The sequence below is a fragment of the Pseudomonas azotoformans genome (genome assembly GCF_900103345.1).
Taxonomy (GTDB): Bacteria; Pseudomonadota; Gammaproteobacteria; order Pseudomonadales; family Pseudomonadaceae; genus Aquipseudomonas; species Aquipseudomonas azotoformans.
Map to the genome: position 1 here is coordinate 2,065,736 of NZ_LT629702.1, position 15,394 is coordinate 2,081,129.

The 15,394-nt window shown below is 59.9% G+C and carries 15 protein-coding genes; 4 read left to right on the forward strand and 11 right to left on the reverse strand.

From position 1 onward, the window contains the following. Positions 1-9: 9 nt before the first annotated feature. The 3 genes from BLR69_RS08820 to BLR69_RS08830 are packed head-to-tail and all read right to left on the reverse strand — an operon-like array spanning position 10 to position 3,064. Positions 10-876, reverse strand: a complete 867-nt coding sequence (locus BLR69_RS08820) for a carbohydrate ABC transporter permease (protein WP_010209674.1) — start codon at positions 874-876, stop codon at positions 10-12. After that, on the reverse strand, positions 873-1,970 hold the full coding sequence (locus tag BLR69_RS08825) for an ABC transporter ATP-binding protein (RefSeq protein ID WP_071493335.1): 1,098 nt from the start codon (positions 1,968-1,970) through the stop codon (positions 873-875). The genes BLR69_RS08820 and BLR69_RS08825 overlap by 4 nt, the downstream gene beginning before the upstream one ends. Further along, positions 1,970-3,064, reverse strand: a complete 1,095-nt coding sequence (locus tag BLR69_RS08830) for an ABC transporter ATP-binding protein (RefSeq protein ID WP_071493336.1) — start codon at positions 3,062-3,064, stop codon at positions 1,970-1,972. Before BLR69_RS08830 ends, BLR69_RS08825 begins: the two co-directional genes overlap by 1 nt. 364 nt (positions 3,065-3,428) lie before the next feature. Here BLR69_RS08830 and BLR69_RS08835 point away from each other — a divergent pair, with 364 nt between their 5' ends. Then, entirely contained in the window at positions 3,429-5,246 is a 1,818-nt protein-coding gene (locus BLR69_RS08835; protein ID WP_071493337.1) for a sigma-54-dependent Fis family transcriptional regulator, read from the forward strand. On the opposite strand, the gene BLR69_RS08840 is transcribed toward BLR69_RS08835, so the two are convergent. The 7 genes from BLR69_RS08840 to BLR69_RS30915 form a co-directional block, all read right to left on the reverse strand. Beyond that, the gene (locus tag BLR69_RS08840; protein ID WP_071493338.1) at positions 5,243-6,175 is read right to left on the reverse strand and encodes a FecR family protein; all 933 of its coding nucleotides are present in this window, start codon (positions 6,173-6,175) and stop codon (positions 5,243-5,245) included. The two genes, BLR69_RS08835 and BLR69_RS08840, sit on opposite strands and share 4 nt — an antisense overlap. Next, a complete protein-coding gene (locus tag BLR69_RS08845; RefSeq protein ID WP_071493339.1) occupies positions 6,172-6,714 on the reverse strand; it encodes a sigma-70 family RNA polymerase sigma factor in 543 nt (180 codons plus the stop codon). Before BLR69_RS08845 ends, BLR69_RS08840 begins: the two co-directional genes overlap by 4 nt. A gap of 81 nt (positions 6,715-6,795) precedes the next feature. Further along, a complete protein-coding gene (locus BLR69_RS08850) occupies positions 6,796-8,913 on the reverse strand; it encodes a TonB-dependent receptor family protein (RefSeq protein WP_071493340.1) in 2,118 nt (705 codons plus the stop codon). Positions 8,914-9,206: 293 nt separating this feature from the next. After that, positions 9,207-9,473: a hypothetical protein gene (locus BLR69_RS08855; protein WP_071493341.1), complete on the reverse strand. Its 267-nt coding sequence runs from the start codon at positions 9,471-9,473 to the stop codon at positions 9,207-9,209. 136 nt (positions 9,474-9,609) lie between these two features. Further along, entirely contained in the window at positions 9,610-10,359 is a 750-nt protein-coding gene (locus tag BLR69_RS08860; RefSeq protein WP_071493342.1) for a hypothetical protein, read from the reverse strand. A 420-nt stretch (positions 10,360-10,779) separates the two neighbouring features. Next, positions 10,780-11,097: a hypothetical protein gene (locus tag BLR69_RS08865; RefSeq protein WP_071493343.1), complete on the reverse strand. Its 318-nt coding sequence runs from the start codon at positions 11,095-11,097 to the stop codon at positions 10,780-10,782. Positions 11,098-11,102: 5 nt separating this feature from the next. Then, complete coding sequence (locus BLR69_RS30915; RefSeq protein ID WP_166794331.1) at positions 11,103-11,264, reverse strand: hypothetical protein; 162 nt, start codon at positions 11,262-11,264, stop codon at positions 11,103-11,105. Positions 11,265-11,445: 181 nt separating this feature from the next. Here BLR69_RS30915 and BLR69_RS08870 point away from each other — a divergent pair, with 181 nt between their 5' ends. Then, a complete protein-coding gene (locus BLR69_RS08870; RefSeq protein ID WP_071493344.1) occupies positions 11,446-12,309 on the forward strand; it encodes a sensor domain-containing diguanylate cyclase in 864 nt (287 codons plus the stop codon). Position 12,310: 1 nt separating this feature from the next. On the opposite strand, the gene BLR69_RS08875 is transcribed toward BLR69_RS08870, so the two are convergent. Further along, positions 12,311-12,928, reverse strand: a complete 618-nt coding sequence (locus tag BLR69_RS08875; protein ID WP_071493526.1) for a LysE family translocator — start codon at positions 12,926-12,928, stop codon at positions 12,311-12,313. 66 nt (positions 12,929-12,994) lie between these two features. Here BLR69_RS08875 and BLR69_RS08880 point away from each other — a divergent pair, with 66 nt between their 5' ends. Next, positions 12,995-13,915 carry a LysR family transcriptional regulator gene (locus BLR69_RS08880; protein WP_071493345.1) on the forward strand — a complete coding sequence of 307 codons (921 nt, stop codon included), beginning with the start codon at positions 12,995-12,997 and terminating at the stop codon, positions 13,913-13,915. 255 nt (positions 13,916-14,170) lie between these two features. Next, complete coding sequence (locus BLR69_RS30720) at positions 14,171-15,370, forward strand: hypothetical protein (RefSeq protein ID WP_071493346.1); 1,200 nt, start codon at positions 14,171-14,173, stop codon at positions 15,368-15,370. Positions 15,371-15,394: the final 24 nt, after the last annotated feature.

Genomic DNA, 15,394 nt, shown 5'->3' on the forward strand with positions numbered 1-15,394 from the left:
TTGGCGGCCTCAGCGGTTGGCGTCGGAGTGGGTCATGGCGGTGTAGAACAGCCAGGACACCAACAGGATGATCAGGAAGTACACCAGGGAAAACGCCGCGGCCGGGCCCAGGTCGAATTGGCCTACGGCCATCTGAGTCAGTGTCTGACTCAAGAACGTGGTGGCGTTACCCGGTCCACCGCCCGTCAGGACGAAGGGCTCGGTGTAGATCATGAAACTGTCCATGAAGCGCAACATCACCGCGATCAGCAGCACGCTTTTCATCTTCGGCAACTGGATATGTCGGAACACCGCCCAGGGCGATGCACGATCAATCCGTGCAGCCTGGTAGTACACGTCCGGAATCGCCCGCAGCCCCGAATAGCAGAGCAGCGCCACCAGTGAGGTCCAGTGCCAGACGTCCATGACCAACACCGTGACCCAGGCGTCCATGGTGTTGGCGGCGTAGTTGTAACTGATGCCCAGGGCATTGAGGCTGTAACCCAGCAAGCCGATGTCGGCACGCCCGAAGATCTGCCAGATGGTGCCCACCACGTTCCACGGAATCAGCAGCGGAATGGCCAGGATGATCAGCACCAGCGACGACCAGCGACCCTTGGTCGGCATGGTCAGGGCGATGGCGATGCCCAGCGGGATTTCGATCAGCAGCACGCAAGCCGAATAGATGAACTGACGCAGCAGCGAGTCATGCAGGCGCGGGTCGAGCAGCACCTGCTTGTACCAGTCGGCACCGACGAAGTAGCGGCTGGACTGGTCGAAGATGTCCTGCACCGAGTAATTGACCACGGTCATCATCGGGATCACCGCACTGAACGCCACCAGCAGGAACACCGGCAGTACCAGCCACCAGGCCTTGTTGTTCTGCACCTTGTTCATGGCTGCACCTCCAGCAGGTAGTCGTCGGCATACACCATCAGCCATTGCGCCGGAAAGCTGATGGACGCCTTGCCCTCGGGCACCGGCTTGTCTTCGGCCAGGCGCACTTTGAGCAGCGCGCCGTCGAGGTTGAGAGTGATGATTTTGTAGGTGCCGAGGTCTTCGAGGTGAGTGACATCGGCCTGCAGGGCGTCAGGGTTGTACTCGTCCCAGACGTGGATGAATTCCGGGCGGATGCCGACCTGCAACTTCTTGTAATCAGTATCGGCAATACGTTGCTGCAGGGCCTCGGACAAGGGCAGATGGGTGCCAGCAAAGCGCACCCCGCTCGCCTCGGCCTGCACCTCGATCAGATTCATCCCCGGGCTGCCGATGAAATAGCCGACAAAGGTGTGGCTGGGCCGTTCGAACAGGTCACGCGGCGTGCCGAACTGCACGATCTGGCCGCCGTACATCACCGCGATCTTGTCGGCAAACGTCGAGGCTTCCAGCTGATCGTGGGTCACGTAGACCATGGTGATGTTGAACTGCTCGTGGATCTGCTTGAGCTTGCGCCGCAGTTTCCACTTCAGGTGTGGGTCGATTACCGTCAGCGGTTCATCGAACAGGATCGCCGACACGTCGTCGCGCACCAGGCCACGGCCCATGGAGACTTTCTGTTTTTCGTCGGCGGTGAGGTTGCGCGCCTTTTTGGTCAGCAGGTTTTGCAGGTCGAGGACTTCGGCAATTTCCTGCACCTTGCTATGAATCTTCGCCTCGGCCATGCCCTGGTTGCGCAGCGGGAATGCCAGGTTGTCGAACACCGTCATGGTGTCGTACACCACCGGGAACTGGAACACCTGGGCGATATTGCGCTTTTCCGGGGTGAGGTCGTTGACCACTTTAGTGTCGAACAGCACCTGGCCTTCGGAGGGGCTGAGCAGGCCGGAGATGATATTGAGCAAGGTCGACTTGCCGCAGCCCGACGGCCCGAGCAAGGCGTAGGCCCCGCCCTGCTCCCACACGTGGTTCATTGCCCGGATGGCGTAGTCCTCAGGACCTTTCGGCGTAGGGCTGTAGCTGTGCGCCAAGTTCTGCAAATGGATCTCGGCCATCAGGCAACCCTCGCGACACGGCGCCCGGGGGCCTGGACCAAACGGCCCTGACCATCGAACACAAACAGTTTATGGGTGGGGATATACACGCGGATCGGCGCGTCCACGTCGTATTCGTGCACCCCCGGCAGGTGCAGCACCAGCAGGAAGTGTTCGCTGCGCACATGCAGGAAGGTTTCCGAACCGCTGATCTCGGCGACTTCCACGGTGACCGCCAGCTCCAGGTCGTCATCGTTGCTTGGCACCAGGCTGATATGGCTGGGGCGTACGCCGAACCGGAACTCGCCTTCGCCGATGGGACGCAGGTCGACGTTGAGTGGGAAGTGCACGAAATTGGCGAAGCTCACTTCGTTGCCACTGATACGCCCCGGCATCAGGTTGATCGGCGGCTCGGAAAACAGCTCGGCGGCCAATACGGTCTGCGGCTGGTGATACACCTCGGCCGCCTTGCCGCTCTGGATCACCCGGCCTTCGTGCAGGATGGTGGTGGTGCCACCGAGGGCCAGGGCTTCGTTGGGCTCGGTGGTGGCGTAGATGGCGATGGTGTGGCGCGCAGCGAACAGTTCGCGCATTTCCTGACGCAGTTCTTCGCGCAGTTTGTAGTCCAGGTTCACCAGCGGCTCATCGAACAGAATCAGTTCGGCGTCCTTGACCAGTGCACGCGCCATGGCCGTGCGCTGCTGCTGACCACCGGAGAGTTCCAGCGGGTGACGCTGGAGGAATTTCTCGATGCGCAGCATCCTGGCGGTTTCCAGCACTTTGCTCTGGATCAGCTCATTGGACACACCGGCCTGGCGCAACGGCGAGGCGATGTTTTCGAACACGGTCATGGTCGGGTAGTTGATGAACTGCTGATACACCATCGATACGTTGCGCAGGCGCACCGGTTTTTGCGTGACGTCCACGCCGTTCATCAGGATGCGGCCGCTGTCGGGCTTGTCCAGGCCGGCCATCAAGCGCATCAGGCTGGTCTTGCCGGACAGCGTGCGACCGAGCAAGACGTTGAAGGAACCGGCTTCGAAACGCAGGTTGGCGTCGTCGATCCAGGTCTGGCCTTCGACAACGCGGGAGACATGTTCCAGGGTCAATGACATGACACGACCTTTTTATTATTGGAATGAATCTGGCCAGGTGTCAGAGCGAGTTCCGTGCCAAAACGGCAAGTTATTGATGTGCAAGGAAATGGGCTAAAAGGGATGTTCAGGTGTGAACAGAAATGAACATCACAGGCTGAACAACTGAACACTCAGGCCCTTGACAATGAACAGTTCTGAACAACACTCTCATCACCGATACAGGGCAAATGTGGGAGCGGGCTTGCTCGCGAAAGCAGTGTGTCAGTCAATACATAGGTCGACTGGTCCAACGCATTCGCGAGCAAGCCCGCTCCCACATTTTGATCCGGTTTCGTCAGGTAGATTGTGCAAGCCCAATAACAATAAAAACGAAGGTCAACCCATGGCCGAACCACTGGCTCACGACACCCTTATCCAGGAATCCTGGCGCCGTTGCCGCGCCTTTGGCCTGGACCACCAGAGCACGCCCAGCTTCGATCAACTCCCTGCCGAGGGCATCAGCCAATTGCTGGAGAGCCAGCACTCGCTGGTGCAGACCACCCACCAGGAAGTGCTGCCCTACTACGAGAACATCCTGAGCAATTCCAACTGCCTGATCATGCTGGCCGACAACCAGGGCCAGGTGCTGACCAGTTGGGGCACCCAGCGCTTTATCGAGCCGAAGCTGGCCCGTGGTTTCAACCCGGGTGCCAGCTGGATGGAGCGCGCCAGCGGCACCAATGCCATCGGCACTGCGTTGGCCTGCGCCCAGGCGGTGCATATCGAACACGATGAACACTTTCTCAAGGCCAACCGTTTCATGACGGGCTCGGCGGCACCGATCTTCGATGCCCAGCGCGAGATCATCGCGGTGCTGGATGTGTCCAGCGACAGCTACCTGCCGCCCTCCCACACCCTGGGCATGGTCAAGATGATGAGCCAGACCGTGGAGAACCGGCTGATCCTCAACCTGTTTCGCGGCGAACATTTCCAACTGACCTTCAACACCGGCCTGAGCAACCTCGACAGCCAGTGGGCCGGCCTGTTGATCTTTGATGAGAGCGGCCAGGTGCTCTCCGCCAATCGGCGTGCCGACAACCTACTGGGCATCAGCCTGTCGCGGGTGATGATCGACAGCCTGTTCAAGGTGTCGTTGCTGGAACTGTTGAACCAACCGGAAGGCCTGCCCTTCTCCCTGCAAGCGGCGGGACGCAACCGCTTCCAATGCTTGTTGAAGCGGCCCAAGCAGACGCCGGTGCAGGCGCGCGTGTTCACCGCGCCGGCACCGTCTAAACCGGCGCTGATTGGCCTCAAGACCTTGCACTTCGGCGACGCGCGCGTGGAGAAAGCCGTGCGCCAGGCCGAGCGCCTGCTGGAGAAGGACATCCCGCTGCTGATCCACGGCGAAACCGGTGTGGGCAAGGAGGTGTTTGTCAAAGCCCTGCACCAGGCCAGCTCACGCAGCCACAAGGCATTTATCGCGGTGAACTGCGCGGCGATTCCCGCCGAGCTGGTGGAATCGGAGCTGTTCGGCTACGAAAAAGGTGCGTTCACCGGCGCCAACCAGAAAGGCAGCATCGGCCTGATCCGCAAGGCCGACAAGGGCACGCTGTTTCTCGACGAGATCGGTGATATGCCGCTGCCCACCCAGGCCCGCTTGCTGCGGGTGTTGCAGGAGCGTTGCGTGCAGCCGGTGGGCAGCAGCGAGTTGTTCCCGGTGGATCTGCGCATCATCTCGGCCACCAACCGTGCACTGCGGGAACTGGTGCAGGCCGGGCGTTTCCGTGAGGATCTGTACTACCGCATCGGCGGCCTGACCCTGGAGCTGCCGCCGTTACGCGAACGCACCGATAAACAGGCGCTGTTCCAGCAACTGTGGCAGCAGCACCGCGAGCCGACTCAATGGGCGGGCCTGAGCGCCGAAGTGCTGGCGCTGTTCGAGCAGCACCCGTGGCCGGGGAATTTACGCCAGGTGAGCAGTGTGTTGCAGGTGGCGCTGGCCATGGCCGAGGAACAACCGATCCGTGCCGAGCATCTGCCGGATGATTTCTTCGTGGATCTGAAAGTTACCGCGCCGCTGCCCACCAGTGAATACCTGGATGACAGCATCGACCTGAACCAGCGCTTGAAGGCCGCCGGCGGCAACATCTCCCACCTGGCGCGGGAGCTGGGGGTGAGCCGCAATACTCTCTACAAACGCCTGCGCCAGAACGAAAACTAACGCGGCTTGACCACCACCAGCAGATCGGTGAAGTACTCCACCTGAATCGGCAGGTTATCGGCCAGCGACGACAACGCCGCCGCCGTGTCGTCCAGCTTGAACACCCCGGACACCCGCAGGTTTTGCAGGGCCTGGGGGTCGAAGCGCAGCATGCCGTGGCGATAGCTGGCGAGGGTTTGCAGGACCTCGCTCAGGGGTTGGTCGTTGACCTTGAGCAGGCCCCGGGTCCAGGCGTCGGGGTCGCTGTCGCCAATGGCCTGCGGCGGCTGGGCACGACCGTGGTCGAGCACGGAGCGCTGGCCGGCTGTGACCTTGACCCCTTCGTTGCTTTCACCTTTGACCGCTACCGTGGATTCGATCACCGTGACCAGCGTGGTGCCATCTGCTGCCCGCTTGACCAGATAACGCGTGCCCAGCGCAGTGGCCGTGCCCTGGTCGGTACGGACCACGAACGGCCGCTGCGCATCCTTCGCCACCTCGACCCAGAGCTCGCCTTGCAGCAGTTCGATCACCCGTTGATGACCGTCGAACTTCACATCCACTGCCGAGTTGCTGTTGAGCTGCAACTGGCTGCCGTCTTCGAGGGCTATCTGTCGACGCTCACCGATACCGGTACGCTGGTCGGCCATCCACACCGGCAGGTGATGCAGGCCCAGCCAGCCGCACAAAACCATGCCGAGCAGACCCACCACCTGTGCGCCACGTGGCCGTCGCGATGTGAATGCGCGGTTCAAGGCCATGCGCGCGGGCTTGGCGGGCACGGCATCGAGGCTGCCCCATAACGCACTCATGCGCTCGATGGCCACGGCGTGGCGCGGGTCGGCCTGGCGCCAGGTGTTGAACGCCTGGCGGTCGGCGTCGGTCACGCCTTCGTCGTGCAGGCGAGTCAGCCACTGCGCTGCTTGCTGGATGATCTGCTCGGAACTCATGCCAGCGGGTCTGCCGGGTGCAGGCTGTGGTAGCAATGCACCAGGGCGCTGGAAATATAGTTTTTGACGGTGCTGGAGGAAACGTCCAGGCGCAGGGCGATTTCGCTGTAGGTCAGCCCGTCGAGGCGGCTCAACAGGAATGCTTCGCGGGCCTTGGCAGGCAGGCCGGCGAGCATCTCGGCGATGCGTTCCAGGGCTTGCAGCGCCACATGAATCGCGGCCGGGTCGGGCATGCCGGCGTCTTCGCACTGGATCACCAGGGCTTCCATGTAGGCTTTTTCGATCCGGCGGCGACGGGCGCCGTCGATCAACAACCGGCCTGCCGTGGTGGCCAGGAACGCGCGAGGTTCCTTGATACTTTGCGGCTCGGCCAGCATCAGCACGCGAATGAACGCGTCATGGGCCAGGTCGGCGGCGTGCTGGGAACACCCGAGTTTCTTGCGCAGCCAGCCGTGCAACCAGCCGTGGTGCTCGCTGTACATCGCCGTGAGGGTCTGCTGGCGAACAGAGTCGCCCAGCGCGGCCGGAATGTCATGCATGCGCAAAAAGATCTCAAATGGGAAGAGTTACCAATTGCGCGAACAATGCCAGTAAAACCTGCCTGGGGCAAGGGCCTGTCTTTAACGCCAACTCCACGACACGCCGGTATAGATGCCACGACCATCTGCGGGTGTAGAGCGAGCAACATCCAACCCCTTGTCGTCATAACCCGGCGTCACGGTATTGGCGTAACGACGATTGGTCAGGTTGCGCAGGTCAACCCAGGCTTGCCAGTCCTGATTCGGCGCGTCATAACCGAACGTGGCGCCGAGCAGGGTGTAGGACGCGGCATAGTAGGAATTGGCGTAGTCCACCGCCACCCGCGAGGAATACTCGGTGTTGAGGCTGGTATAGAAACCCGTCGGATGGCTGTAGCGCACTTGCGCCTGGTAGTAGTGTTTGGGGATGCCGGGCAAGGTGTTGTCGCCGAAGCGGTCATCGTCACGGTAGTGGAAGTCGCTGAAGGTGTAGGCCTGGCGCAGGGCAAGCCGGCCGTTGCGGCCGCCGTCCCACAACGGGCTGAGCAGGCTCAGTTCAACGCCCTGGTGTACGGTGGGGCTGGCGTTGGACTCGGCGACGATGGCATTGCTGGTAGAGGTTTGCGCCTGGGTTTCCACGGTGAGCAGTTCGTGGCGCACTTCGGAGCGGTACAGGGCCAGGTCCCACTGGCCGAGCCAGGCCTCACCGCGCCCGCCGATCTCCAGGGTGGTGGCGGTCTGGTTTTTAAGGCTCACGCCTTCGCGCTGCAAGCCGGTGGCCGGGCCGCTGCCTGCGGGGAAATACTTGTTGGAACCCCAGATCATCGACCACGCATGCGGCGGCTCGACCGAACGGCTCAGGTTGCCGTACACCTGCAACTGCGGAGTGAAGTCGTAGCGCAGGCCGACGCGTGGTGCGTAGTCCCAGTCGTGCTGGCTGAGCGGCGCCTGGCCTTCGGGGTAGGTGACCTGGGTTTCGCGACGGGTGTAGATCGCCGCCAGGCCGGTGGTCAGCCACAAGTCAGGCACCAGTTCCAGGTCGTTGCCGATATGCAGCACGGTGTCGGAACCCAGGTAGCTGTAGTCGCGAGTCTTGGTACCTGGGGTGTAGCCGGCGGTATTGCCGGCGGGTGTGCGCACGTATTCCGAAGCGCCATTGTTGGGCATCGCCTGGGTGGTACGCAGGCCGACGGTGGTTTTGCTGTCATGGCCGAAAAGCGTGTCCTGGCGGATGTAGTTGAGGGTGCTGCTGATATCGGTGTAGGCGACTTTCAGGCGGTTGGTGCCTTCGCGCAGGTCCATCGGGTAGTCGTGGTAGGCCAGCCCGACTTCGACCCGGGCGTTGTCGTCCAACTGCAGGGTGGTCTTGTTGGCGATCCAGGTGGAGCCCGGTTGCAGGCGCTTGGAATCGCGGGCGGCGTTGAGGCTGTTGGCCGCACGCGGGTCGTGGCTGATCTGGCTGCGCGTGAGCTTGCCTGGGGTGTCGTTGGTGGTTTCGCGGTAACGGAAGTAGAAGCGGGTCTCCAGGTCCGGGTTGAAGCGGTAGCCGAAGTTGACGGCCACGCCCTTGCCTGTGGCGGCGCTCTGGCGCTGGTAGCCGTCGGATTCGGAGTTCGTGAGGCTGATGTAGTAATCGGCATCCCCCAGTACCTGGCCCGAACTGATCTCGCGCTGGGCATAACCTTTACTGCCCGCTTCGTAACGCAGTTGCAGCTTGGGCGCGTCATAGCCCGTGCGGGTCACGTAGTTGACTGCGCCGCCCAAGGCCAGCGCACCCTGATCAAAACCGTTGGCGCCGCGCAGCACTTCGACCCGGCTTTGCCACAGCGGGTCTTTCAGCTCATAGGGCGTGCCGCCGGGGCCGGTGAGTGGCAGGCCATCGAACATTTCATACAAGCCGGAAGCATGGGAACCGGGACTACGGTTCAGGCCCGAGCCGCGAATCGAGAGTTTCACCCCTTCGTTGTTGGCCGCCTTGGCATACACCCCGGCCTGGTACTTGAACACGTCTTCGTTGGTGCTCACCCTTCCCTGCTGCACGCTGTTCATGTCGATATAGTTGGTGGCGCCGGGCACGCTCTTGAGCTGCGCCTGGGCCACTTCAGCGTCGCTGGCTTGGCTGCTGGTGACTTCGACCGGGGCCAATTGCAGGTCTTCGGCGTGCACCAGTGAGCTTAAGGTCAGGGCGGCAAACAGGAGCGGAGGTTGGCGCAGCAGCATCGGGCAGGTCCTTGGAATTCGGGGGGCACGTGGTGGGAAGTCAGGGGCGCCCGCCAGGTCACTCCTTATTAACGGACCAGACCCTTCCTACACCAACGTCGGACCGAGACTATTCGCAGCAAGAGGGTGGCAGAGCAGCAGGACTTGGCGAGCGGGCTTGCCCCGCGTTGAGCTGCGAAGCAGCCCCAAAACCAGCAGCCGAAGAGTACCTGACTCACCGAATTCGTCCTTCCAGGGTCGCTTCGCAACCCAACGCGGGACAAGCCCGCTCGCCACAGTTGCAGTGTTCGTCCTTAATGGGAGGGTAGCCAGGTTTGCATCAGTTCTTCTGCTTCTGATCCCGGAGCAAACCGGAATCCATACATGTCATCAGTACTGAGGATTTCACCCAGCGCTTCCAATAACTGTGCCTCGCTCGGCGATTCGCGCAACAGCTTGTGCGCCGGCAGTAACAAGTCGGCAGAAACGCCTTGGACACTCGCCGCATCGATCACGGCGAAAAGGATAAAACGCAAACGTATTTCGCGATCAGTGGGCCAAACCGTTTTTTGCTTTCCCATGGTAGAGGCCTCGGATTTTCGGAAAAATCCGAGGCTATTGATGAGTACAGGGCGTTTCAACCATCGAGGGTCAAGATAGGGCGCTTCCTACAAGGGAAAACGAAACACCGTACCGATCATCAGAGGAAACCAAACCTTATTGCACCGGCAGAAAATTCATCAGCAACAAGCTCTGCGCATAATTGAGACCGATGCGCCGGTAACGTTCGTCGAGCATCTGGGTCAGCAGGTCAAGGCGCGCAACGATCTTGCCGAACTCCACAGCAAAGCTGAGGTTGCTGCCCTCCTCCGATATCTCGTTGGAGAACAAAAGCAGCACGCCATTGGCGTCCTGGCGCTGGCTCAGCAGCCAGGTGGCCTTCTCGATGTTGCGCGCGGCGTTGCTGACGAACTGCGGGTTGATCGAATCGGTGATGTAGAACTCGGTGCGCCCCCCGTGGGCGGTGACGATCATGCTGCCGATGGCATAGATAAACGCGCCGACGCGGTCGCCTTTGAACTCAGGACTCAGGGAGTAACTCAGCGCCGCCAGGTCGCGGCGATCACCCAGGGCCGACAGCGATCGCCGCTGCTCGATGGCCTGGCGGATCTCGCGCGCAGCGGTGACCGCATCCGGATAGCCCGACTGACGCCATTGGCTGGGGTTGCGCAGGTAGAGCTTGCTCATCAGCAGATACAGGCTTTGCAGGTTGTCGCGCATGCCCAGCGTGGCCATGCGGTCGACACTGGTCTGGAAGAACTCATCGGGCTTGCCGTTGCTGAACTGCTTGGCGATATCCCGCCCCTGTTGCTGGCTGCAACCGCCAGCGCAAAGCATCAACACGGCGGCCAGCAGCAAGGGCTGGCAACAGCGTGGAAGGTTGAAACGAAGAAACGTGCGATCCATCGGCACCCGATCTGATTCATCTGCCCACGCGGGAAATCGCCAGGGCTGGGACAAGGATAGAGCGGAGAAATCTAAAAAAGTGCAGTGGACCCGGGCAGATAGTTGTAAGCAGAGACCACCGGGCAGGTGAATCGGCGCAATCGTGAAGGATTCGTTTCAGGGCCTATACTCAGAGCAACAGCTGCGTGTGTTGTTGGCGCATTTGCTCATAAGCGGCTGTATAGGAGTTGACGGCAATGAAACATCCAATTCGGGCGCAAATGGTTGTTCAGATGATTTGCCTGCTTTCGGTGGCTCAGCTTTTTTGCTGAAAAACGTGTCACTGGTTTTGAATTCAGCCGTGGCTGCGGCGCTGGAAGGTATTGCCTGCAACAACCTCATCATCTGGCCCGACACAGGTGGCCGGGCCAGAACGTGCAACTACAGCAAGACCGTGGCCAGCATGCCTAGAGCCCCCAGGCAAAACCCGATCAGGGCACCCCGCCCGGGTACTTCATGGAACAGCGCCCAGATCACCACAGGCTCCAGCAGCAATAACGAGGTGATGGATACGACTGTCACCACCCAGATATCACCGACCGCCCGATACCCCAGCCAGTAAGCCCCCAGCAGGCAAAGCCCGGCAAAACACATGACTACGACCGGCATGATGAACGCCTGCCATGAACCGTCGCCGGCCTGAGCCAATCTGGCGGTGATTACCTCGCTGTAGATTGCACAAAACTCACCAACGACCATCAATCCTAGAGCAGAAACTCCGAGTAATTCTTTGGACATATCAAAAACTCCTTCGTATTCAACGCACTGTTTTTCAGCTCCCAGCGGGCGATGCCGTTGCCGAGGGTTTTGTTGCAGCGATACGAAGCAGCCTTGAACAGGCCTGAATTACCGAAGTGCTTTTGCATGCTCGTGTCCTTGAAAAGGGGGTGAATCCAAGCGACCGTAGAGGACGCCCGGCGTGATCATACGTTTGGTCAGGCGCTTTGAACAACCTGTGCAGGGCATCCAAAATTCATCAGAAGCCTAGCCGCCACTCGCCCTGTTCAGGCTATGATCGGCCCCTATGAACCGGAAGGCTGACTGCCCATGCCCGTTGACCTGGAAGCCCTCTATCCCAAACTGATCCACCTGATGCTGGATACGGTCTTCGTCGTCGACAGTGACAATCAGATTGTCTTTGTGAGCGATGCTTGTGAGGCACTGCTCGGCTATAGTGCCGATGAATTGGTGGGCACCCTGATCACCCACTACATGCACCCGCAAGACCTGGCACGCACCCGTGCCTCCATTATCCGGGTCATGAACGGCCAACCCCATGTCGACTTCCGCAATCGTTATATCCGCAAGGATTGCAGCGTCGTGCACATCCTGTGGGCAGCGTTCTGGTCCGAAGAAGTCGGGGCGCGCATCGGTGTCGCACGGGACGTCACGGCGCTCACCCAGGCCGAGGAGGAACTGCGCTTTCTGGCCCACCATGATCCGCTGACCGCCCTCACCAACCGGTCGCTGTTCAATGCCCGGCTGGACGAGGCCCTGCACACCGCACAGCTTCACAACCGAACCCTGGCGTTGCTGTTCCTGGACCTCAATGACTTCAAGGGCATCAACGACATACACGGCCATGCCATGGGCGACCGCCTGCTCTGCGTGATTGCACGCCGATTGGAGCGCTGCGTGCGCGAATGCGACCTGGTTGCACGTATGGGCGGAGATGAATTCACCGTATTGATGACCGATATCCCGTCACAGGATGCGGTTGCCGGCAAGGTCGCGCACCTACTCGCAGTGATGGCCGAGCCACTGGGGCCGGAGTTTGGTGGGGTTACAATGCCGTCCTGCAGCATCGGCGTGGCCTTTTTTCCGCAAGATGGGGCAGATGCCGATACGCTGCTGAGTCACGCGGATGGCGATATGTACCGCGTTAAAAGGCAACGGTATGCGACTGATTAACTCAGCCCGAACGCCGGGTGACCGCCAGCAATACACCAAAGCTCACTAGCAGGCCACCAAACAGTCGGTCGATCCAATGCCGTGCAGCCATCAACTTCTGGCGCACACTGCCCGCAGAGAAACACAGCGCGACGAGGCTGAACCACACCACGTGCGCCCCCGCGATGAACACGCCATAGGCGATTTGCACGCTTAAGTGCGTGTCCGGCCTGACGACCCCCATGAACAGGCTGACAATGAAAATCGCCGTCTTGGGGTTCAACGCATTGGTCAGAAACCCCGTCCGCAAAGCCGCCAGATCGGACATGACGGGTGACGGCGCATCCAAAGGATCGATCGCAGGCCTGGCCCGCAGCATGTTCACCCCCAGGTAGACAAGATACGCCGCCCCCGCCAGCTTCAACGCGCCGAACAACCAGAGCGTTTGCTGGAGCACCCAGCCTAATCCGAGCAGCGTATAGCTCACATGCACAAGCACACCCATGCCGATGCCCAGCGCAGTGAGGACACCCGCACGTCGAGACAGCAACAGCCCGTTGCGGGAAACCATGGCGAAATCCGGCCCGGGACTGATGCATGCCAGCAGGGTAATGGTGATTACTGCTATCCATTCGTTCATGGTGTACCTTGATAAATAGTGGTCGTAGGTCCCCATTTTTTCAAACTGTGCTGACTGGAACTAACGATGATTTCTAAAGGGAAAGGTGATTTTGAATCGCCTGTTTCTGACAATCGTATGCCCTCTTTACTCGCGTTGCGTTGCTTCGAATCAGCCGGACGCTTTGAAAGCTTTGCCCGTGCTGCAGAGGAACTGCACCTGACACCCGGCGCCATCAGCCGCGCCGTGCGCTTGCTTGAAGAGGATCTGGGCGTTGACCTGTTCGACCGACGCAGCCGCAGGGTGTTTTTAACGAATACCGGAAGACGCCTTGCCAAAGCGGTCAACGAAGGGCTTGGCGTGATGAACCACGCCGTGCGTGAGATCCGTACCGAATCCCGCCGCGCCCGTCAGCTCGTCCTGTCCTGCGAACCCACCCTGCTGATGCGCTGGCTGATCCCGCGCTGGAGCGAGTTCCAGGCACGCCACTGCGGGCTGGACATTCACTTGGTGGCGGGCGGTGGCCTGTTTTCATTCGACCAGGGCATCGACCTGGCTATCCGGCGAGACGACTTCCCACGCCCTCCCGGCTATCACGCCGAAGCCTTATTCCCCGAGAAGGTCGGCCCTGTGTGCCGGCCAGATAAGGTGGATACGTGGTTCGGCCCAAACGGGCATTTCTTGCATTCAACCGCCCCGCTGCTTCACACAAAAAGCCGGCCTACAGCTTGGCAGGAATGGGCCGTGGCAAAACAACTGCCCACCCCCGTGACGGAGATGCAAGCATTTGAGCACTTTTACTTCAGCATTCAGGCAGCTGTTGCGGGCCTCGGAGTTGCCATGGGGCCGTGGCATCTCGTTCGCGACGATATCCTCAACGGTGTCTTGGCCGCTCCTTTAGGATTCGTTGAGGACGGTACAAGCTATTGCCTGCTGTCTTCGACTGCGCCCAAGGCAGGCGGTGTGGAAATGGAATTGCTTCAATGGTTGCGGGCGATGGGCCGATGAAGTCGCAGGCAAAGTAGCGGGTTGACTGCGACGACCTGATCGGAAAGCCCGCAACTGCCAATGGAACTCAAAGCACGGATGAGTGCCGGATCATCCCGGCGAGGTCCGCGCATTGCGCCTGGAACAGCCACCCGTCAATCTGTTAATGTTCCATCCTTTTGGGTGGGTTCATAGACCCCTGACACATACTGCATTGCAGCCTGCCCGGACATTCTCTCAACGCATTGTGTTGTGCATTAAAATAACGGGATACTCATGGCTTTGATGTTTTTTCATATTCCCAGGACTGGGGGATCATCGGTCTGGCATAGTTTGGCCGGTGTAGCGGCCAGGCAGAATAGAATCATCGCCGACCTCTATCATCAATCCAAAGAGATCACCGGACATCCATTCGCCCCGGATAAGGCGATCCGGTTTTTCCACGAGTTTCTTGAGCAGACCGGCCTCTGCTTCGATGATGATGTCATTTACCATCACCATACCCATCAATACGAACCATACTTGCTGGAGTCTGACCAGGTACAGCGTGTGACATTGATTCGTGACCCGGTGAGCCGCCTGGTTTCAGAAGCCTTTCACATGCGTCGCTTTCTTCGCGAGGCGCATGCCAGCGTTGCTGCCGGGCAACTTCCATCCGGGGAATATGAGTTTCACCGCAAGGAGTACGGGGAGGCCTGGTTCAATCGAATGATTGAAGACGATGTCGATCCCGACGCGCTGGTTTTAAACTATGCGCAACTGAACCAGAACTATTACCTGTCTTACTTTTCAACCTTCCTGCATCCCCAGCATGAGCGCAAGACGTTCGATGAGGCCGCCGCCCTGGATTTGGCTCAACTGGTGCGCCAGACATTCATATGGGTGGGTCGCTTTCCTGCGCTGGGCGAATTCATGAGTACGTGCGGGCTGATCGCTGATCTGGACGTAAACATCGAGAAAGACATGCAGCACATCGCCAACGGCAGCAAAGTGCCTGCACTCAAGCCTCAGACATTGGCGCAAATCAAAGCCATCAACTCGCTTGACTATGTATTCACTGATGCCGTGCTGCAAGCATACGACCAGCGCTTGATCAGCAGGCTGATCAAGCTGAAAGAAAAACGACTTTCCTACAGTGAAAACACGTTGCGTCATGTCAATGAGGAACAGGCTCAACAGACCGCCAAGCTGGGTCAACTCAATGACGAACTGGCCAGGCAGAGCGCCCTGCTAGATCAACTCAATGACGAACTGACCAAGCAGAGAGCACTGGCGGACCGTCTCAATGACGAGCTGGTCAAGCAAGCCGTTTTAGCGCGGAACGCTGAACAGGCGCGATTGGAAGCGACTGCTGCCGCCACCTCAACGACAGAGGAACTGGCGCACTGCAAAGGCCTGCTTCAGGCCCTTTACAGCTCAACGTCCTGGCGAGTGACTGCACCGCTAAGAAACGCGGCCTCATGGATAAAGCGCTAGAGTGGTAAGACGCTCAATGCAGAA